The 20,262-nt window shown below is 64.4% G+C and carries 15 protein-coding genes and 1 pseudogene; 13 read left to right on the forward strand and 3 right to left on the reverse strand.

Annotation, left to right across the window (positions count from 1 at the left end):
- The first annotated feature begins 413 nt into the window (after positions 1–413).
- Both AC0V8S_RS15100 and AC0V8S_RS15105 read left to right on the forward strand, forming a co-directional pair.
- Positions 414–2,255, forward strand: a complete 1,842-nt coding sequence (locus AC0V8S_RS15100; RefSeq protein ID WP_475438177.1) for a beta strand repeat-containing protein — start codon at positions 414–416, stop codon at positions 2,253–2,255.
- Between the two features lie 46 nt (positions 2,256–2,301).
- Entirely contained in the window at positions 2,302–3,729 is a 1,428-nt protein-coding gene (locus tag AC0V8S_RS15105; RefSeq protein ID WP_475438178.1) for an autotransporter domain-containing protein, read from the forward strand.
- A gap of 295 nt (positions 3,730–4,024) precedes the next feature.
- On the opposite strand, the pseudogene AC0V8S_RS15110 reads toward AC0V8S_RS15105, so the two are convergent.
- A pseudogene (locus tag AC0V8S_RS15110) lies at positions 4,025–5,300 on the reverse strand (glycoside hydrolase family 5 protein).
- Positions 5,297–6,466 carry a DUF1972 domain-containing protein gene (locus AC0V8S_RS15115; RefSeq protein ID WP_475438179.1) on the reverse strand — a complete coding sequence of 390 codons (1,170 nt, stop codon included), beginning with the start codon at positions 6,464–6,466 and terminating at the stop codon, positions 5,297–5,299. Before AC0V8S_RS15115 ends, AC0V8S_RS15110 begins: the two are co-directional and overlap by 4 nt.
- A gap of 439 nt (positions 6,467–6,905) precedes the next feature.
- Here AC0V8S_RS15115 and AC0V8S_RS15120 point away from each other — a divergent pair, with 439 nt between their 5' ends.
- The 5 genes from AC0V8S_RS15120 (at position 6,906) to AC0V8S_RS15140 (ending at position 12,246) form a co-directional block, all read left to right on the forward strand.
- A complete protein-coding gene (locus tag AC0V8S_RS15120; RefSeq protein WP_475438180.1) occupies positions 6,906–8,075 on the forward strand; it encodes a glycosyltransferase in 1,170 nt (389 codons plus the stop codon).
- Positions 8,072–9,373 carry an MATE family efflux transporter gene (locus tag AC0V8S_RS15125; RefSeq protein ID WP_475438181.1) on the forward strand — a complete coding sequence of 434 codons (1,302 nt, stop codon included), beginning with the start codon at positions 8,072–8,074 and terminating at the stop codon, positions 9,371–9,373. Before AC0V8S_RS15120 ends, AC0V8S_RS15125 begins: the two co-directional genes overlap by 4 nt.
- Before the next feature lie 3 nt (positions 9,374–9,376).
- On the forward strand, positions 9,377–10,609 hold the full coding sequence (locus AC0V8S_RS15130; protein ID WP_183461617.1) for a GNAT family N-acetyltransferase: 1,233 nt from the start codon (positions 9,377–9,379) through the stop codon (positions 10,607–10,609).
- 27 nt (positions 10,610–10,636) lie between these two features.
- Positions 10,637–11,860, forward strand: coding sequence for a GNAT family N-acetyltransferase (locus tag AC0V8S_RS15135; RefSeq protein ID WP_475438182.1), 1,224 nt, complete (start codon positions 10,637–10,639; stop codon positions 11,858–11,860).
- A gap of 77 nt (positions 11,861–11,937) precedes the next feature.
- On the forward strand, positions 11,938–12,246 hold the full coding sequence (locus AC0V8S_RS15140) for an EthD family reductase (protein ID WP_183461615.1): 309 nt from the start codon (positions 11,938–11,940) through the stop codon (positions 12,244–12,246).
- Positions 12,247–12,546: 300 nt separating this feature from the next.
- On the opposite strand, the gene AC0V8S_RS15145 is transcribed toward AC0V8S_RS15140, so the two are convergent.
- A complete protein-coding gene (locus tag AC0V8S_RS15145) occupies positions 12,547–12,858 on the reverse strand; it encodes an EthD family reductase (protein WP_475438183.1) in 312 nt (103 codons plus the stop codon).
- A gap of 99 nt (positions 12,859–12,957) precedes the next feature.
- Here AC0V8S_RS15145 and AC0V8S_RS15150 point away from each other — a divergent pair, with 99 nt between their 5' ends.
- The 6 genes from AC0V8S_RS15150 to AC0V8S_RS15175 all read left to right on the forward strand — a co-directional run bounded on the left by AC0V8S_RS15150 (position 12,958) and on the right by AC0V8S_RS15175 (position 19,930).
- Positions 12,958–13,284 carry a hypothetical protein gene (locus AC0V8S_RS15150; RefSeq protein WP_244661800.1) on the forward strand — a complete coding sequence of 109 codons (327 nt, stop codon included), beginning with the start codon at positions 12,958–12,960 and terminating at the stop codon, positions 13,282–13,284.
- A 58-nt stretch (positions 13,285–13,342) separates the two neighbouring features.
- The gene (gene ligD / locus AC0V8S_RS15155; protein ID WP_475438184.1) at positions 13,343–15,838 is read left to right on the forward strand and encodes a DNA ligase D; all 2,496 of its coding nucleotides are present in this window, start codon (positions 13,343–13,345) and stop codon (positions 15,836–15,838) included.
- A 424-nt stretch (positions 15,839–16,262) separates the two neighbouring features.
- Entirely contained in the window at positions 16,263–17,171 is a 909-nt protein-coding gene (ku, locus tag AC0V8S_RS15160; protein WP_475438185.1) for a non-homologous end joining protein Ku, read from the forward strand.
- Complete coding sequence (locus AC0V8S_RS15165; protein ID WP_475438186.1) at positions 17,168–18,292, forward strand: tetratricopeptide repeat protein; 1,125 nt, start codon at positions 17,168–17,170, stop codon at positions 18,290–18,292. Before ku ends, AC0V8S_RS15165 begins: the two co-directional genes overlap by 4 nt.
- A 215-nt stretch (positions 18,293–18,507) precedes the next feature.
- Positions 18,508–19,152, forward strand: a complete 645-nt coding sequence (locus AC0V8S_RS15170) for an alpha/beta hydrolase family protein (protein ID WP_475438187.1) — start codon at positions 18,508–18,510, stop codon at positions 19,150–19,152.
- Between the two features lie 7 nt (positions 19,153–19,159).
- The gene (locus AC0V8S_RS15175; RefSeq protein WP_475438188.1) at positions 19,160–19,930 is read left to right on the forward strand and encodes an exodeoxyribonuclease III; all 771 of its coding nucleotides are present in this window, start codon (positions 19,160–19,162) and stop codon (positions 19,928–19,930) included.
- Positions 19,931–20,262: the final 332 nt, after the last annotated feature.

Raw genomic sequence — 20,262 nt, forward strand, 5'->3', positions numbered from 1 at the left:
CCAATCTCCCCCCTTGAGGGGAGATGTCCGGCAGGACAGAGGGGGGCGACAAGGAACTCGACCGCACCCGGAAGGCGACCTACTGCGGGCATCCTCAACCCAAGCGCTTCGACCATAGCCGGGCCCAGCGCGCGTGGTGTCGTCCATCATGCCCATGCCGTCGAAGAGGTCCCAGAACGCCCATGGGAAATCGGCCGCGCCAGCGCTTCTCCCAGCGGCCATTGTCAAGCGCAACACGCCAGGTTTGGACCGTTGCCTCATCTGATCTTCGCGACATGGATACCAGGCACTTAGTCGCAAAAGTCCTCCCAGAAAAAGTCGGACGCGGCTCTCTGGAATGAGAAGATTGCGCAAAGGATTCATGGCAAGGGTGGGGCAATTTGGTTCCAGCCATCGAGACCCGCCCAGTGAAGATGAAGCCGTTTCTCCTCGCCTCCGCATCGATCCTCGCGCTCCTCGCCGCGCCCGCGGTGGCGCGAGCCAGTTGCCCCCAGTTGTCCCTCAGCAACCAGACCTACACCAATGCGACGGCGATCTGCCTTGTCAGCACGAGCGGCGTTGTCGACCTGACCAACACCAATACGGGCATGATCGGCAGCGTTCGGGATACGGCGAGCACCGACACCACCACGATCGACAATGCCGGCTCGATCAACGGCTCCTCGGCAATACGGTTGCAAGGAACGCTGACCCTGACCAATCGCTTGGGCGCCACCATCTTTGGATCGAGCGGAGCCATAAACGTGGGCTCTGGCGGCATCACTGCGATCGTCAACGATGGCAGGATCGAAGGCGCGTACGCCCTCGATGGGGACCACTACCTTGACCTGACGAACACAGGGATCATGGCGGGGCAGGCATTCGGCATCGACGGCTACACGGTGAAGGCGACCAATTCCGGCACGATCTCGGGCGGCTACTTCGCCCTCAGGGCCATCGGCGACCTGACCCTGGACAATTCGGGCGACATCGTCACGGACACCGACCCATCGACCAACAGCACGGCTGTCAGGGCCTGGGGCGGAACCACCGTGATCACGAATTCGGGGCGCATCTGGAGCGACAGCGGCTATGGGATCCACGCCGAAGTCTACATAAAAAACACGCCGGTCGGCTCTTTCAGCCTGACCAATACCGGCACGATCGGCGGCGACATCGGAGTCTATACGGTCTTCAACGGTTTCACCACTGTCGGTGCGACTATTGTCAATTCCGGCACGATTTCGGGCGCTTCGGCGGCTATTTGGACCGGCGGCGACCTGACACTCGACAATTCGGGCTGGATCTCCGCCATCGGCAACTCGGGCAATTGGAATGGTGTCGCGGCCCACGGCGTCACCACGAAGATCACCAATTCGGGCAACATCTACAACTCAGGCGTCTATGGCACGGGCATCGTCGCCGACGGCACCGACGCCAACACGTCCCTGGCGTTGACCAACAGCGGCACGATCACCGCAACATTCGGCGTTTCCTCGCAGGTCGTCACGACGACGATCGACAATTCGGGAAGCATCACCAGCACGGGGGGCGCTGGCGTCTACGCGGACAGCCCGGCCGCCAACGCGTCCCTGGCGTTGACCAACGGCAAGAGCGGCACGATCACCGGCGAGTACGGTGTCGATTCGCTGGTCGACAAAACGACGATCGGCAATTCGGGCACGATCACCGGCGTCTACGATGCCGGCGTTTATGCCGAAAACGCGGCCGCCGACGCATCTCTGACGGTGACCAACAGCGGCACGATCACCGGCGCGTACGGTGTCCATTCGCGGCTCGCCACGACGACGATCGACAATTCCGGGACCATATCCGGCACGTTCGGCCAGGCGTATGGCGTGTATGCGGAAGACGCTGCCGCCGACGCGTCCCTGGTATTGACCAACAGCGGCTCGATCACCGGCGACATCGGCGTCGTCTCGCTGGCAACGACAACGATCGCCAATTCCGGCACGATCGCCGGCGCGACCTATGGCATCGAAACTTACAACTTGGTCGCCAACGCGTCCCTGGCGCTGACCAACAGCGGCACGATCACTGGCCCGTCCGGCGTCTTTTCGCAGGTCACCACGACGATCGACAATTCGGGGACGATCGCCGGTACGGGTGGCTTTGGCGTCTTTGCCGCCTACGCACCCGCCAATGCGTCTCTGGCGTTGACCAACAGCGGCACGATCACCAACGAACTCCGGCGTCTATTCGCGATTCGCAACCACGACGATCAGCAATTCGGGGAGCATTACCGGCACGAATGACGATGCCATCTCTGCTAATTCCGCGGCCGCCAATGGGTCCCTGGCATTGACCAACAGCGGCACGATCACCGGCTTGCACGGCGTCTATTCGCTGGCTGCCACGACGACGATCGACAATTCGGGGACCATCGCCGGTTCCGATTCCGGAATCTACGCCAATGGCATGCTCGCGCTGACCAATAGCGGCCTGATCTCCGGTGCCAACGCGGCGGTCCTGTTGAACAGCAACGGCAATAGCATCGGCCTGGACAAGGGCGCTCGCTTCGATGGTGTCATCGACTATGCCGGCACCACCGGCAACACCACCCGCTTCGGCCGTGGCAGCTGGGTCCTCGACGTCGCCAACTACGATGCCGCGGACAACGCGATCGTCACCGCCGGCAGCGCCTATGTCGTGAAGGAAAACCAGATCATCGTCGCCGATGGTTCCGCGGTGCAGGCCAGCGCGCGCAGCGCGCTCGACATCACCCGCTCGCTCTCGGGCATCGCCAGCGACGCCCTGTCGCTGTCGTCCTCCTCCCTGCCGGTTGCCAGTTCCTCCGGCGGTGCGCTCGCCTATGCCGACGACAATGCCGTCGACAGGGCATTTACCTCCGCGGCGCTGACCGGCTCAGGCCAGGAAAACGCGTTCTCGGGCTTCTCGAACGGCGCCGTCGGCGACGCCGCCGGCAACATCGTCTGGTCGCGCGTCCTGGCCGGGCGGAGCGTCGCTTCGCAGGACGCGGCCAGCGCAGCCTCCTGGATGAATTTCGTCGGCGCTGCCTTCGGCGGCGATCATCGCTTCTCGGACACGCTGCGCCTCGGCGGCTTCTTCGGTCTCGCGGACAGCCGCACCGAGACCGACGGCAATTCCTCGCTCAAGTCCAAATGGTACTATGCAGGGCTCTATGGCAGCTGGTCGCCCGGTGCCGCCTTTGTCGAGGGGAATGTTACTGGCGGCTATGCCAAGAACCGTTCCGAGCGCATGGTCACCAACGGCCTCGCCACGGAAACGGCCAGCGGCGACTATGGCTCGACTTTCGTCTCGCCTGAACTCGCCCTTGGCTATCGGGTCGCCCTGCAGCCCGGCGTCAGCCTGACGCCGCAACTGCGCGTCCGCTATCTCGGCGTCGACGCCGAGGGCTACGGCGAAACCGGCTCCAGCGCCGACATGACGGTGTCCTCGCACTATACCGGCTTCCTGGAGGAGCGGGCGCTGGCCAAGCTTGAATTCGACAATGAGCGCTGGAGCCTCTCCACCACCCTCGGTGTCGTCGCCCTGCAGCGCGTCCAGGGCTCGGGCACGGATGTCAGCCTTCTCGGCATCGCCTCGACAGTGGCGGAAGGCGACAGCAACCTCTTCGGCATCAGCTTTGGTCTTGGTGGCAACTGGAAGATGACCGACACCGTCTCGCTCTACGGCGCCATCAACGGCACGGCCTTGAACAACAATGCCAGCATCGACACCAATGTCGGGGTGAAGATGGTGTTTTGAGGGGCGGCGGGCTGCTCTAAAGTGTGAGCTTTCGGGAGGTTGTCCATTCGGACCGGACCGGGGAGACTGGAGTTACCAGGCTTCAGCAGGTAGCGCTCTACGGCGCCCCCCTCTGCCCTGCCGGGCATCTCCCCCACTTGGGGGGAGATTGGCAGTTTCGGCGCCGGCTCTCCCTTGCAGCATAGGCGATTGGCGAAAGCCGGCGCGTGTTCGATCTCCCCCCTTGTGGGGGAGATGTCCGGCAGGACAGAGGGGGGCGCGAAGGAACTCGACGATAGCCTGTATGGAGCGGTGCCTACTGCGGCATCCTCAACCCAAGCGCCTCTACCATCGCCGGGTCCAGCGCGCGCGTGGTGCCGTCCATCATGCCCATGCCGTCGAAGAGGTCCCAGAAGGCCCAGGGGAAGCCGGCCGCCTCGGCGCTCTGCCTGACATCTGATATGTAGCGGGCGCGGTCGGGGTTTGGCGCGGCGACATAGTGGGCGTCGGTGCGCAGGGCGCCGAATTCGCCCATGATGACGCGCTGCGGCGCGATGCCGTTTCTGTCGGCCCAGTCGCGCGCCTGGCTGAGATATTTGTCGATGAACCAGCGGTCGGGCTTAGCGTCGAAATAGACTTTCAGCACGCGCTCGGTTTCCGCATAGGCGGCCTTCTTGTCGGCTTCGGAGGTCTCGGTATCCCCGGCCATGCGTGCCTTGACGGAGGTCAGCGTCTGCTCAAGCGAACCGGCGGAGGCCGGCCATGGCACGTTGTTCAGCGCGTGATAGACCGGCTCGCGCATCCACGGCGCGCCCTGATGGCTGAACAGATAGGGCTCATAGAAGTGGAAGGTGAACAGGATCGGCTCGAAGGCAGCCAGCGGCGCCGGATCGAGTGCCAAGAGCCCCCTCACCATCGAGCCGCAGCCGCCGGTGACGACCAGCGGCAAGGTCCGGGATGACGCCCTGGCCGCCGTCAGCAGGGACGCCTGGACTTGCGACCAGACGTTGGAATCGCAGGATTGCGCCGGTTCGTTGACCGGTTCCAGCGCCACCATGCCTGGCGTGAACCGGTCCAGCCTGCCGGCAAGCTCGCCGACCAGCCCGCGATAGGCCGCGAATTCGGGTGCTTCGGTGCTGGAGACCATGCGATCGGGGTTCCAGTAGTGGGTGGCGCCATTGGCCTGGACGTTGACGATGATGCCGAGACCAGCGTCGAGCGTGGCGCTGACAGCGGCATCCAGCATGTCCAGCAACTTGCCCGCGGGTAGTGGCGTCTCCGGCCAGGAATGGGCCGGGATCGACGGGCAGGCGGATGAAGTCGAGCCCTGTCTGGCGCAGCCGGCGGAGGTCGTCTGGGGTTGGCACCGGCCGCTGCGACTGGAAGGGCGGCCAGTCATAGTCGGTGCGCGGTGCCGGAAATTCGCGCGTCAGCGCAAACCAGGGCCAGGCGTTGACACCGCGGCGGAATGGCCATGCGCCGACGGCGGCATGAGCGGATGGCACGGAAAGCGGCGCCAGAGCAGCGGCGGCAGGCACCAGCGCCGTTGACAGCGCGGTGCCGAGAAGCCGCCGTCGCGACCAGTCCGTCATACGGCGCCGGGCGAGGGGCGGTCGATCGCGGCCGTTCTTGGGGCGCTCACGCCGAGAAGCCGGTAGGCTTCGTTCTCATAGGCAAGCAGCACATCGTCCCAGCGGAAGGCTTCGCGGGCGCGCGTCCTGGCGGCTTCGCCGCAGGCCTTGACCAGCGCGTCGTCCTCCATCGCCTGCTGCATGCGCTCGGCGCAGCTTTGCGTGTCGGTGAAATGGATGGCGGCAGCACCCGCGACCCACCTGTTGTAGGGATTGTCGTGCGCGATCACCATGTTGCCGGCGGCCAGCGCCTCGACCAGCGACGGGTTGGTGCCGCCGACCGTGTGGCCATGCATATAGGCGCGCGCGTGATATCTCAGTGCCTTCACCGCCGCCTGGTCGTAGATGGCGCCCGGCAGGACCACCGAGGCGTTCGCCGCCTTGCGGACCGCGACATGATAGGGGATCTGGTCGGACAGCGTGCCCAGCACCACCAGCTTCATGTCGCGCTTGCGGCTGCAGAAGGCTTCGACGATCGGCAGGATGTTGTTGTCGGGCTCGATGCGCGCGATCGAGATCAGGTATTTTCCAGGCTCGAGGCCGAGCGCGCGCACCGGCGCCTCGGGGGCCGCCGTCACCGGGTCGGCGCCATAGGCGATGGTGGAGATGGCGCTGCGCGGCCGGCGCGTCGCCAGGTGATCGGCAATCACTGGATGGTCGGCGACCAGGCGGTGCGAGGCCCAGGCGCCGATCCACTCGTTGAGCCAGAACCATGTGCGCGCCGCGCGCCCCCATTTGGGGCGGCGCCACTCGATGCCGTCCATATTGGTGATGATCTTGCGCCGCATCAGCCTGAGCCAGGTCAGGAAGACCGCGCCATTGTAGCCGAGCACGAGGCAGACGCCGGGCCGGCGCGCGGCGTCGAGCACGCATTGCCAGTCGAATTCCAGCGTCGCGCGCGGGCCTTTCGAGGCGACCTGGACGTGGATGAGGTCGATGCCGCGCCATGTGTCGAGGCGCACCCTCTGGTCGACCCGCTCCACCTCGTCCTGGCAGTAGACGCCGACCTTCCAGCCGCGCCCGACCAGAAACAGCGCCAGCTTCTCGGCGAAGGTTTCGAAGCCGCCATGGGCCGCGGGGATGCCGCGCGTTCCCAGGATCAGGATGGAAGGCTGTTCCGATTTCATGTCTGCTGGCGCTTTCAGGTCCGCTCGATCCGCTGAGGAAGGCTGTCTCATCTTAAAACCGCAGCCTTGCAATATGCTTGCCAGGCGCGATTCCAGCCATTGTCGCATCCGGGTTGTAAAATATTTGTTCCAACCGTCGTGGTTGTTTCACTATCGGTCAACCTTCCCAACGTATGTGTATCGAAACGAGGCGATGCCGGGGCTTGTTGACCCGCAAATGGATATATTAGCCCGGCATAATCCTTGCAAATGGACTTCTGCGCGCCAGAATCGGCGGAGGGCGTGCAGCATTGGTGTGGTGACCCGGGTTCAACATCCGTTTCATGTCCACACTGGCAACGAGGGAAGTCCAAAGGGGTGTTGGCTTGAAGTTTCCGGCCGCCGATAGCGTCAGGCGGCGGAATCGTCCCACCACCCTGACAGAAAGATGCATGTGAAGATGCGGATTGCTTGCATCCATCAGGGCTACGAACTCTACGGTTCCGACCGCAGCTTCGCGGAGAGCGTCGCCGCGTTGCGCGCCGCGTTTCCGTCCGCCGACATCGAAGTGGTCTTGCCGCGCAGCGGACCGATCGTCGAAATCCTGGAGCCTCATGCCAGCCGCATCGTTTTCGAGCCGCTCTGGGTGCTGCGGCGCCAGGCAATGCTGAGGCTGGCGACCATCGAGATGGCGCGGCTGCCGGTGGCGCTGTGGCGGGCCTGGCGGCGGTTGCGCGATTGCGACCTCGTCTATGTCAACACCTCGATCGTCGCCGACTATGCGCTGGCCTCGCGCCTGTTGCCCAGCAAGGCGCTGCTGCACATCCATGAAATTCCCGAAGGCGTGCTGCGCCGGATCCTCGTCGGCCTGATGCACTGGAGCCATGCCGACCTCATCTTCAATTCGAAAGCGACGCGCGCCACGTTCGGCGAGCCCAGATCCGCGCGCTCCTACGTTGTCTACAATGGCGTTGCCGGTCCGGCGGCTGCGCAAGCGATGACCTATGACGGCCAACGCCCGCTGCGGGTGCTGCTGCTTGGCCGCATCAACCGGATCAAAGGCCAGGAAGTGCTTTTGCAGGCGATCGCCTCGCTGCCGGCGGAACTGAAGTCGAGGATCGAGGTGCGGCTGGTCGGCGGCGCCTTCGAAAGCGTCGAGCGCGAGCGCGCGCTCGCCGAACTGGTCGAAACGATGGGGCTCACCGGACAGGTCAGGGCCTTGCCGTTCATATCAGACCCTTCGGAGCATTATCGCTGGGCCGACATCGTCACCGTGCCGTCGCGGCGTCCGGAATCGCTCGGCCGCGTCGCCATCGAGGCGATGGCCTATGGCCGTCCGCCGCTGGTGTCGGCGATCGGCGGTCTGGTCGAGGTGGTCGCCGACGGCGAGACCGGCTGGCATGTTCCGCCGGGCGATGCACCAGCGTTGGCCGCGAAGTTGCGGGAGATCATCCTCGCCCCCGAGGCCTGGCGCGGTTTTGTCGCCGCCGGGCGCAAGCGCTACGAGACGATTTTCAGCGAGCCGGTTGCCGCCGCCGCGATCGCGGCGATCGCCGCCGACAAGCTGAAAGCCGCAATCGCAAGGCCGGGCAGGGTGGCAAGCACCCGCCAGGCGGAGACACGGCCGTGAAGTTCCCGATCCATCTGGTACGACGCCTCGTGCTGATGATCGGCGGCGAGGCGATGCAGAGCGGCTTTCACTTTGCCCTCAACATCGCGCTGCTGCACATGCTGTCGGCGCAAGGCTACGGCCTTTTCGCCATCGCCATGGTGATGGGCGGCGTCGGCCTGTCCTACATCAGGTCGCTCACCGCGGTTCCCGCCTCGATATGGATGGGCAAGAGCACCAACAGCGCCGGCGTCGATGCCCATGACGTGGCCTTCGGAACGGCGGCCCTGGTCGTGGCGCTGCTGATGGCCGTCGGCACGGCTGTCCTGATGCATCTCCTGGGCGACCCGAGCGGCATTGCCGCCGGCTGCTTCGTCGGCGCATGGTCGCTGCGCAGCCATATGCGCACGGCATTCTTCGCGCGCCGCCAGCAGGTGATCGTCTCCATCAGCGATGCCGCTTTCACCATCGCCGGCACCGTGCTCGCGGGGCTGGCGATCTGGTTCGCCGGGGCCGCGCTGCAGACCGTGTTCTATGCCCTTGCCGCGGCCAATGTGATTGGGATCTTCGTCCTGGTCCGGCTGGCGCGCCGGACGGTCCGCATCTCCTTCCGCATGCCGACGCGCCGGCGCTATACCAGGCTGTGGCGCCAGCTGTGCTGGTCGGCGTTCAGCGCGACCACCACCAACATCCAGGGCCAATGCCTGGCGCTGCTGGTCGCGGGCATTGCCGGGCCTGCCGCCTATGCACCGCTGGCGGCGGTGATCGTGCTGTTCGCCCCGTTGCGCATCATCAGCCTTGCTTTCGTGAACATGACGCAGCCGGAGCTGGCCAAGCTGATGCGGCTGGGCGAAACGCGCCGCGTCTGGGCGCAGGCGAAGATCTGGTCGGTGGTCATGGGGCTCGGCGGCCTGGCCTATGGATGCGCCATCCTGTTCGTCCTGCCGATGATCAAATCCCAGGCTCTCCAGGATGCCTCGGTCGGGTTCATCGGGCTTTTCGTGACAGCGAATTTTATCCCGATCATGCTCTACATCATGCCCCGCATCGTGCTTGAGATCCTCGGCGATTTCCGCATCGTCGCCTTCATAACCTTGGGCGGCGCGATCGTCGGGCTGGCGCTGATCGCCGTGCTGCTGGCAATCGCGTCCCCGCCGTGGGCGCTGCTGGGTTCCGCGGTCTCCGAGATCTTCGTGCTCGCGGCATCATGGTATTTCGTGCATCACCGTATGTGGAATATCGAGCACCCGGACCAGCAGCGTAACAGCCGCTTGGGTTCCTGGCGGCGGGCGGTCACGTTCGCCGCGGCGAGGCGATAGGAGATGGATTTGGCAGGCCAGGCAGTGCAAATTGCTGCGGTGGACGGCTTGCCCGAAGGGGAAGCCTCCCATCCTGTGGCCGTTCTCGCGAACGACGCCTACACGGCGCGATTGCACACAAGTCTCGAAGCGGTCAGGCCGCTCTGGCTGCGCTTTCAGGAAAGCGGTGTGTGCACCGGTCACCAGAATTATGCGTGGGCTGCGGGGATCGTCGCGCGGCTGATGCCGCAAGGTGCCGAACTGCTCATCGTTGAAGTGAACAACGCGGTGACGGGTGCGCCCTTAATGCTGGTGCCGCTGATGCTGCGGCCAGCCTTCAGCCATCGGGTGATCGAATGGCTGAGCTGTGGCGTCTGCGACTATTCGGCACCGCTGCTGGCCGATGCGAGCGCGTGGACCGCACAATCCGCGCAGGCTGCGTGGGCGGCGGTGCGTTCCGTGCTGCCACCGGCGGACCGCTTCCATATCACGGGAATACCGCAGCGGATCAGCGGCGTCGCCAATCCGCTGGCCTTGCTCGCGGCCGCGCGCGATTCCATCCAAACCACTTTTGGTCTTGCCATCGACGGCGACCCGGAAACCGTCCTCAAGCGCCTTTGCAAGCCCTCCTTCGTCAAGGAATTCGGCAAGGACTGGCGTCGCCTCGAACGGCTCGGTGGCGTGGAACTGGTCGAGGCCGGTACGCCGGCCGAGGTGGAGCATATCTTCGGCGAACTGGTGCGGATGCGGCTCAGCCGGTTTCGCGAGCTTGGCCGCTTCGATCTGCTGACGCAGGAGGCCGTTGTCGAGTTCTACCGCAACGCAGCTCTGCAGGGCCTGACGGACGGTTCGGTGCGGCTGTTCGGGCTGCGCGTCGGCGAGGCGCTGATCGCGGTTCAATATCTGCTGGTCCATCAAGGGACTGTTCATGCTCTGCTGATAGCTATGGACCAGAGCGTCGTGCCCAACGTCTCACCGGGCCTCTTGATCATGGGCAGGTTGATGAGCTGGGCACGCCAGCAGGGCTTTGGCTATTTCGACCTGTCGGTCGGCAACCAGAGCTACAAGGGAAATATGGGCGCCAAGGGTTCGGTTCTTGTGGAACTCTGCCACGGCTACACGATGCGGGGCAGGGCGGCGAACACCGCAATCGATGTCCGCAACCGGACCGAGGCCTTCGTGCGATCCAAACCACGGCTGCTCAATGTGGCCCAGGGACTGATGCGAGGTTTGCGGCGTTCGCGTGGAGGACGTTGAAGGCAGGCCTGAACGACAGGAGAGTACGTGGCAGGCCAGGCAATGCGAATAGTCGCGGTGGGGGATGCACCGGACCAACCACTTTCCTCTGATGTCGGCGGTTTGGGCGCCGTCGCGGGCTATGCGGCGCGGCTGCACACCAGCTTCGACACCGTAAAGCCCCTATGGTTGCGCCTTGAAGAGACTGGCCTGTGCACCGGCCACCAGGGCTTTGCCTGGGTGGAGGGGATCGCCAAACGGCTGATGCCCGAAAACGCTGAGCTGCTCGTCGTCGAGGTGAATGACGTCGCCACGGATGCGCCGGTCATGCTGCTGCCGCTGATGCGCCGCCGGGCTCGGGGCCACACTGTGATCGAATGGCTGAGCGGCGGCGTGTGCGACTACGCAGCGCCGCTATTGGCCGATGCGAGACCCTGGACCAGGCAGAGTGCGGACGCCGCCTGGGCGGCGGCGTGCGCCGTGCTGCCGCCAACGGACCGCTTCCACATCGCGGGAATCCCGCAACAGATCCACGGCGTCGACAATCCGCTGGCGCTGCTTTCGGCGGTGCGCGACTCCATCCAGATCGCCTCGGGCCTGGCCCTGGATGGCAATCCGGAGACGCTGATCAAGCGCATCTGCAAATCGTCATTCGCCAAAAATTTCCACAAGCACTGCCGCCGCTTCCAACAGATGGGCAAGCTCGATCTGGTCGAAGCCGAGACGCCTGACATGGTGGAGGAGCAGTTCGCCACGCTTCTGGAGCTCAGGCTCAACCGCTTCCGCGAGCTCGGGCGTTTCGACCTCCTGACGCAGGCGCCAGTCGTCGAGTTCTACCGCAACGCCGCCCTGCAGGGCCTGTCCGACGGCTCGGTGCGGCTGTTCGGGCTGCGTGTCGGTGAAGCCTATCTCGCCGTCATCTACGTGCTGGTCATGAAGGGCACCTTGCACGCGCTTCTGCTCGGGATTGACCAGGACGCGGTTCCCAACGTCTCGCCAGGCCTGACGACGATCGGCAAGCTGATGGTGTGGGCACGCGAGCAGGGGCTCGGCTATTTCGACCTCTCGGTCGGCAGCCAGGGATACAAGCAGCATATCGGCGCTTCGAGCGCGGTGCTGGCCGAGTTGTGCGAGGCGGTGACGCTGAAGGGCAGGGGCTCGACCGCCTATATCAAGCTGCGCGGCAAGACCGAGCTCTTCGTGCGCTCCAAGCCGGGGCTGTACAAGGCCGTGCAGGGCGTGATGCGGCGATTCCGGCGATTGAAGAACTGAGGCTGTCATCCAGCCGATTGACAAGCTCCCGGCAAAGTCATCACGCTCCCGCAGCGCAATGATTGCAGGAGGCAATGATGGCAAGCCTGGTGGTGATGTACGGCACACCCAGCGATCCGGCGGCGTTCGATGCCTACTATCGCGAAAAGCATATCCCGCTGGCCAAGACCATCCCGGGGTTGCGGCGCTATGAAATCAGCCGCGGCCCGGTGATGACGCCGGCGGGACCAGCGAAGGTCCATCTGATCGCCACCTTGCAGTTCGACGACCTGGCCGCCATCCAGAATGCGTTTGCCAGCGCCGAAGGGCAGGCGGCCGCGGCCGATCTCCAGATCTTCGCGACGGGTGGCGCCGATATGCTGATCTTCGACAGTGAGGATGTCTGAGACAAGGGCCGCTCGGCGATGGCGTTCCCGCCGAGGTATTTCAGCCACAGCTTGACGGCGCTAGAGCGTTTCACCGTTTCATGGAAACGGCGAACCGCTCTAACTCTTTGTTTTGACGCAATTCCCAAGGCAAAGCGCTTGCGCTTTGCCTTGGAAAACTGTTTCACACTTTTCCTGAAATTGCGCTAGCGCTCCCGTCCACGTTCTGACATCAAACAGTCGTTCGACGTGGACCATCAAACCCGCCGCCGCAAGACGGCGGGTTTTTCTGCCCCTGAGGCCTGCCCGCGAATTAACGATTCACATCGCCTTGGAATCGAAAAGCAGCATCGTCACACGGTCGTCAGGCGCGTATTTGCGCCGGTCGACGGCGCAGGCCTTGCCGATCTCGGTGGCAAAGGCCGCACGCATGGCGTCCAGGCTGTCGAAATAGAGGGTCGCCACGATGTAGGGCGTCTCGCCTGGTAGCATGTTCACGATCGGCTGTTTGCTGACATCGTAGCGCCGCAGCCCGGGAAGCTGTTTTGCGAGCGGCAGATGGATGTCGAAATAGTGCCGGTCGAAGGCCGCCGGATCGGCGGGGGTTTTGTAGATGACAAGCATCTTGGCCATGATGGTGCTCCCTGTCGTTTGACGTGATCGCGCCTCGTCGGCGCCGCACCAATGTCGTTCGCAGGGAGCGGATTTCGACAGGGATGCGGGGTTTTTGGCATGACCAAGGGTTGGCCCGGCACCGCCAAATTGACAGGACGGCGCGTCTCCGTCATCCTTGAGGGCAGTCGCCGGCGTGCCAGGGCGACCGAGGGCAGCGTCATGTTCAGTCCCGTCATCGGCCAGAATGCCAAGCGCGCCGCGGTGCGCAAGGCGCTCGACGCCCACAAGGTCTACATCACCGCGCAAAGCTTCTCGGACGGCGCCTACCGGGCACGCGTGCTGGTCGACGGCGAGGCCTACTGGGTCGATGAATTCCGCCTCGCCCAGCTGCGGCAGGGGCTTACGCCGGCCGAGCTCGAGCTGACGCCGGCCGCCGACGATTGAGAGCGTGACCGCCGTTTCCGCGCACCATGCTGGCGCACCTGCCACCGCCGCCTGACCCATGCCCGCTCCCGCCAAACTCAAGACCTATCGCGCCAAGCGTGAATTCTCGAAGACGCCGGAGCCGGCGGGCGGGCTGATCACTGGCGACGGCAACCGCTTCGTCGTGCACAAGCACCATGCCACTGCGGATCACTATGACCTCAGACTTCAGGTCGGCGACGTGCTGAAGAGCTGGGCGGTGCCGCGCGGGCCTTCGCTCAACCCGGCCGACAAGAGGCTGGCGGTCGAGACCGAGGACCATCCGCTCGAATATATCGACTTCGAGGGCGTCATTCCCGAGGGCGAGTATGGCGGCGGGCCGATGATCGTCTGGGACACCGGCACCTGGGCACCGATGGACGATGTCGGCAAAAGCCTTCGCACGGGCGCCTTCAAGTTTCGCCTCGCCGGCGAAAAGCTCAATGGCGGCTGGATGCTGACCCGGCTGAAGCCCAAGCCCGGCGAGGATGAGAACAAGAAGAACTGGCTGCTGTTCAAGGAGCGCGATCTCGCCGCAGATACGGCCCTGAACATTCTGGAAGCGCGGCCGGAAAGCGTGAAATCCGGGTTGCGCATCGAGGAACTGGCGGCAGCCGCGAAGCCGATCGCGAAGCCCGCGCCCAAGCCGGGTTCCTTGAAACCCGGTATGCTGCCAGGCGCGGTGAAGGCGCCGGCGCTGAGCCGCATCGAGCCGCAGCTGGCGACGCAGGTGCCGAAGCCGCCGGGCGGTGAAAGCCCTGCCGAGAACACGAACGAGCTCTGGCTGCACGAGATCAAATTCGACGGCTACCGCACCATGGCGCATCTCGGCGACGGGCAGGTGCGGCTGATTACCCGAGGCGGCATCGACTGGACGAAGCGCTATGGCGACCTGCCGCATGCCTTCGCCAAACTGCCGTGCCGCGAGGCGATTGTCGACGGCGAGATCATGGTGCTGGATGCCAAGGGCATCAGCCGCTTCGCGCTGCTGCAGGATGCGCTGGCCGAGGGCGCCGGCAGCAAGCTGCATTTCTACGCCTTCGACCTGCTGCACCTCGACGGCTGGGACCTGATGAAGGTGCCGCTCATCCGGCGCAAGGCGCTGCTGGCCGAACTGCTTGGCGGCCTTGGCGCCAGTTCCGCCATCCAGTTCTCCGACCATGTCGAGGGCTCGGGGCAGGGACTTTACGACCAGGCGACGGAGCTCGGGCTTGAAGGCGTCATCTCCAAGCGCGCCAGCGCGATCTACCAGAGCGGCCGCACCAAGAGCTGGACCAAGTGCAAGGCGCTGCAGAAGGACGATTTCGTCATCGCGGGTTACACGATTTCGCAAGCGGCCGAAGGGCTGGCCGCACTCGGCATGGCCGAGTGGGAGGATGGCGAACTGCACTATCGCGGCAAGGTTGGCACCGGCTTCGATGCCGAGACGGCGGCCGACCTGCTCGCCCGGCTGGAGCCGCTGACATCGGGTGCGACGCCGCCCGAAGGGGTGCCGCGCGAAATCATGCGCGAGATGCACTGGGTGAAACCGCTGTTTTCGGCGCGCATCCATTATGCCAACCGCACGGCGGACAATGCGCTGCGCCATGGCGTGTTTCGCGGTCTCAGGGATGTCGGCCTGTCGACGCCGGTCTCGGCCAAACGCAAGCGGCTGATCTCGGAGGCAGACCTTGCCACCATCTGGGTGACCAATCCGGAGCGGCGGCTGTTCGGCAAGACCGGGCCGACCAAGCTCGATATCGCCGTCTACTACGCGCTGGTCGGCGACTTCATGCTGCCGCACATCCTTGGCCGCCCGGTGTCGCTGGTGCGCTGCCCGACCGGCCTGCCAAAGGACTGTTTCTTCCAGCGCCACACCTTCACCGGCATGCCGCCTTCGGTGGTGACGTTCCAGGCGACCAACTCCGAGGGCGAGACCAAATCCTATCTCTCGGTCGAGGGGGCAAAGGGCTATCTGGCGCTGGCGCAGTTCGGCGTCGTCGAGTTCCACACCTGGGGCACGCACCGTTTGAGCCTCGACAAGCCTGACCAGATCGTCTTCGACCTCGACCCGGGCGAGGGGATTTCCTGGCGCGAGGTGGTCGAGGCCGCCGTCCACATCAAGGGCGAGCTGGAAGGGCTGGGTCTGGTGCCTTTCGCCAAGACGTCGGGCGGCAACGGCATCCACATCACCGTGCCGGTGACGAAGAAGCAGAACTGGAAGAAGCTGCATCAGGCGACCAGCGCCATATCAACCCATCTGGCGGCAACCGCGCCCGACACCTTCACCACCACGATGGGCAAGGAGAACCGCAAGAAGCGCATCTTCATCGACTATCACCGCAACGCCCGCGGCCACACCTCAGCAGCGCCCTATTCGCTGCGGGCGCGGACCAATCTGCCGGCCTCGACGCCGGTGAGCTGGAGCGATCTGGAGGCGATCGATGCGCCGCAGGATCTGAACTATTCCTCGCTGCCGGGGCTGCTGGAGACGTCGGGCGATCCGTGGGCGGATATTGATGAGTTTGCGCGGGATTTGCCGGCCTTGAAGACCTAGGGTTCCTCGCCCCCGTGAAACGGGGGAGAGGTGGCCGCGAAGCGGTCGGAGATGGGGCTGCGCCGACGGTTGGAATATGGCTCCCCGAGCCCGCCCAAGGACAGGTTCGCGCCATTCCCTCTCTCCGTCTCGGCTTCGCCGAGCCACCTCTCCCCCGCCTTCGCGGGGGCGAGGAACTGGCGCTCCGCCATCGACGCTTCCGACAATTTGAATTATCTTCCTCCCCGCGACCTTCCGGCGGCCTAAAACATTTCGTCAGGGATTTGCCGGTATTGTGCGGGGTCGGTGTAGGATTTGCGCAGGCTTGATCGTCCTTCGGACGAAAAGCGCTGCAGAGAGCATGATCCCAAAAAGTGGGAACCGGTTTTTGGGTAAGATCATGCTCAGTCAAAAATGTCAGTGCATGGCCGCGTAGGAGTGTATCATGGCGCCCAGGGCAAGTTGGAAAGGTTACCTCAAGCTCAGCCTCGTCAGCTGTCCGGTGCGGCTATACCCCGCAACGACGACCAGCGAGCGCATCTCGTTCAATCAGCTGCACAAGAAGACCCACAACCGCATCAACATGAAGCCGGTCGATCCCGAACTCGGGCTGGTCGAGCGCTCGGATCTGGTCAAGGGTTACGAGTACGAGGACAAGCAATACATCATCATCGATGATGCCGACCTCGACGCGGTCAGGATCGAATCCAACCACACCATGAACATCGAGGCCTTCGTCGACGAGGGCGAGGTCGATGTCATCTACCAGGACGCGCCGTATTACCTGGCGCCCGATGGCGCGATGGCCGAGGAAACCTTTGCCGTGCTGCGCGAAGCCATGCGCAAATCCGGCAAGCTGGCGATCGCGCGGCTGGTGCTGTCCAGCCGCGAGCGGGTGGTGACGATCGGCGCGCGCGAGAACGGCATGTTCGTGTGCACGTTGAGGAATCCGAACGAAGTGCGCGGCACGGCTGAATATTTCGGCAACATCCCGGCCGGCAACCCCGACGAGGAAATGCTTGAACTGGCCGAAGCGCTGATCAAGCAGAAGGAAACCACCTTCGACCCGAAGAACTACGAGGACCGCTACGAGATCGCGCTGATGGCGATGATCCGCGAGAAGCTCAAGGGTCACAAGCCGATCATCGCGGCCGCGCCCGAGCGCGGCAATGTCATCAATCTGATGGACGCGCTGAAGGCGAGCCTTTCGCAGTCGAAGCCGCCGGCCAAGTCGAAGAGCAAGGCCGACGAAGTGGCGGCAAAACCCGCCGCCAAGAAAGCGGCAGCGGGCGGTGCGCCTGAGAATCCGCTGAAGGCCAGTCTGCTCAAGGCGGTCGGCAAGAGCAAGAAATGACGGCACCGGCGGTCTCGGTCGCGGGGGCCGTCTTCGGCACGATCGGCGCGCTGGCGGCGTTTCCGCTGAGGCTGGCGGCTCGCGAGGTCGAGCGCCAGCACGGCCAGCTCAGGCGGGGCATCACGCGGCGCACGACACATGTCGTGTTCGGCCGCACACTTCTCGCCAAGGCTGGATTGACGAAAAACGGCGATGCCGACATCGAGCGTCGCGTCGCCGCCGAACGTGCGGCCCGGCGCACGTTGATCAGCGAGAACGGTTTTTTGCGCCTGCTCGGCCTGATGAAGGGGCCGGAGGCGTCGTCACTGTCCAGGCAATCGCTGATCGACCAATCCAGGCTGTCCGGCGCCGATCTCGATCTGCTCTCGCTGTTCGATGCCTTCGAGCATGACGCGGAACCCTATTCCTTCCGCGACCTGATCCTGGCGCGCAAATATGCCGGGCTGGTGGCCGGCGGTGCGACCTGGGGCGCGATCGCGCGCTCCGTGCACCGCTCCGGCCCGGTCGCCTCGCTCACCGCCAAATCGCTCAATGTCGGCTCGCAGCACGGCCGGCCCGACGCGATCTATCTCGAAGGCGGCCAGAGCGAGCTTGACGGCCAATTGCTGTTCGATCTGGGCAGCGCGGTACAAGGCGACGACACGCTGGAAGAGCTGTTTTCCGAGGCCGAAGCGGTGGAGGAGGGCGGCGATCATGATGGCGCCGCCGCGCTTTACCAGCGCTGTCTCGCCATCGACCCGAGCGACGCCATCGCCGCGTTCAACCGGGCCAACTGCCTGCGCGCCGGCGGCCACGCGGCGGATGCCGCGCATGATTATGCCAGGGCGATAAAGCTCGATCCGGCTTTCGTCGAGGCCTGGTTCAACCTCGCCGGACTGATGAGCGAGCAAGGCCGCGACGCCTCGGCGCGAAGGCATCTGCAGAAGGCGATCGCGCTCGACAAGAGCTATGCCGATCCGGTGTTCAATTTGGCCAGGCTGGAATTCGACGCCGGCAATCTCGCCGAGGCGCGGCGGCTTTGGGTGCGGTATCTGGAGCTCGATCCGGAGTCGGAATGGGGCGGGGTGGCGGCCAAGGGCGTGCAGTTCGTCGATATGCAGCTGGCGCGGACGGCGGGGTAAACGTCTTCCTTCTCCCCTTGTGGGAGAAGGTGGATCGGCGCGTCAGCGCCGAGACGGACGAGGGGTGCGTGAAGGAATGAGAGATTGACGAGCTTGTTGCTTGCCGAGGCGTCGATGAGCGTGTGCGCCAAGCTGGAACACCCCTCATCCGACCGAGCTTCGCTCGGCCACCTTCTCCCACAAGGGGAGAAGGGGTCGCCAACGCTGGAGTTTCCATGACCCACTTCCTCTTCGACGGCTTCGACACCGCCCCCGTCACCATCCTGCTCGCGCATGGCGCCGGCGCGTCGATGGATTCCCCTTCGATGACCGCCACCGCCAAGGCTCTGGCCACCGGCGGCTTCCAGGTGGCGCGCTTCGAATTCCACTATATGGCCGCCCGCCGCTACGGCCACCGCAAGCCGCCGCCGCGCGCCGAGACGGTCAATCCGGAATATATCAAGGCGATCGCGGACCTCAGGGCCAAGGGCGTGACCGGCAAGCTCATCATCGGCGGCAAGTCGATGGGGGGGCGGGTCGCCTCCATGGTCGCGGACGAGATGTTCGCCAAAGGCGAGATTTCGGGTCTGCTGTGCCTCGGCTATCCCTTCCATCCGCCCGGCAAACCTGACCAGTTGCGTACCAAACATCTGACCGGGCTGAAGACGCCGACACTGATCTTCCAGGGCACGCGCGATGAGTTCGGCACGCGGGACGAGGTGGCGGGTTATGGATTGTCCGATGCGATCGAGGTGATCTGGCTCGAGGATGGCGACCATGATTTGAAGCCGCGTAAGAGCATTTCGGGATTCTCCACCGCCGATCATCTGAAGACGCTGGCCGAGACGGTGAGGGGTTGGGCGGGCAGCGTGGCCTCCTGATCCATCGATGAAACTCGCCACCTTCAACATCAACAACATCAACAGCCGGCTGGACAACCTGCTGGCCTGGCTGGCGCTGGCGAAACCCGATGTCGTCTGCCTGCAGGAACTCAAGGCGCGCGATATGCAGTTTCCGCGCACCGCGCTGGCCGGTGCCGGCTACAGCGCGGTGTGGAAGGGCGAGCCGACCTGGAACGGCGTTGCCATACTCGCGCGCGGCGCGGAGCCGGTGCTGACCCGTGATGCGCTGCCTGGCGACGATGCCGACCGGCAGAGCCGCTACATCGAGGCGGCGGTCGACGGCATCGTCATCGCCTGCCTCTATGCGCCGAACGGCAACCCGCAGCCGGGGCCGAAATTTCAGTACAAGCTCGCCTGGCACAAGCGGCTGGAGGCGCATGCCGAACAGCTTCTCGACACGGGCCTGCCGGTGGTGCTGGCCGGCGACTACAACATCGTGCCCGAGCCGCGCGACATCTACGCCACCCGCTCCTATGACGACAATGCGCTGGTGCAGCCGGAAAGTCGTGCTGCCTTCGCGGCCCTCCTCGATCAGGGCTGGCTTGATGCGCTGCGCAAGGTCTATCCGAAGGAGACGCTCTACACCTTCTGGGACTACCGTCGGAACCGCTGGCCGCGCGATGCGGGCTTGCGGCTCGACCACATATTGCTGTCGAAGACGCTCGCCCGCCGGCTGAAGGGGGCGGGTATCGACCGCGACGTGCGCGGGCAGGATGGCGCCAGCGACCACGCGCCGGTCTGGGTAGAGCTGAAATAGGGGGATGGAACACCGGTCTGTCTCAAGCTCGGCATCCAGATCGAAGAAAACCGGATTGGTGGTTCTTCCTTGTCCGTCCTGAGGGCGTCGGTGAGGTCACCAGTGATCGCCGGAATGCCACAGCATTGCAACCGGTACAACGGGTTTGAATAAAAGCCTGTTTGTCGGTTTTTTGATCGGCCGAAGCAGGTTTTGAGAACCTCACTGGAGAGGGCGCCTAGTCCAATGCCCAGCAGCAACTCTGTGAAAATGCAATGATTCCCTAGAGTTGTATAATACGATAGATTTGTTGGCATCAATTATCAAGTTTACTGATCGGTATCTTGACTGTC

The sequence above is a fragment of the Mesorhizobium oxytropidicola genome (genome assembly GCF_056174625.1).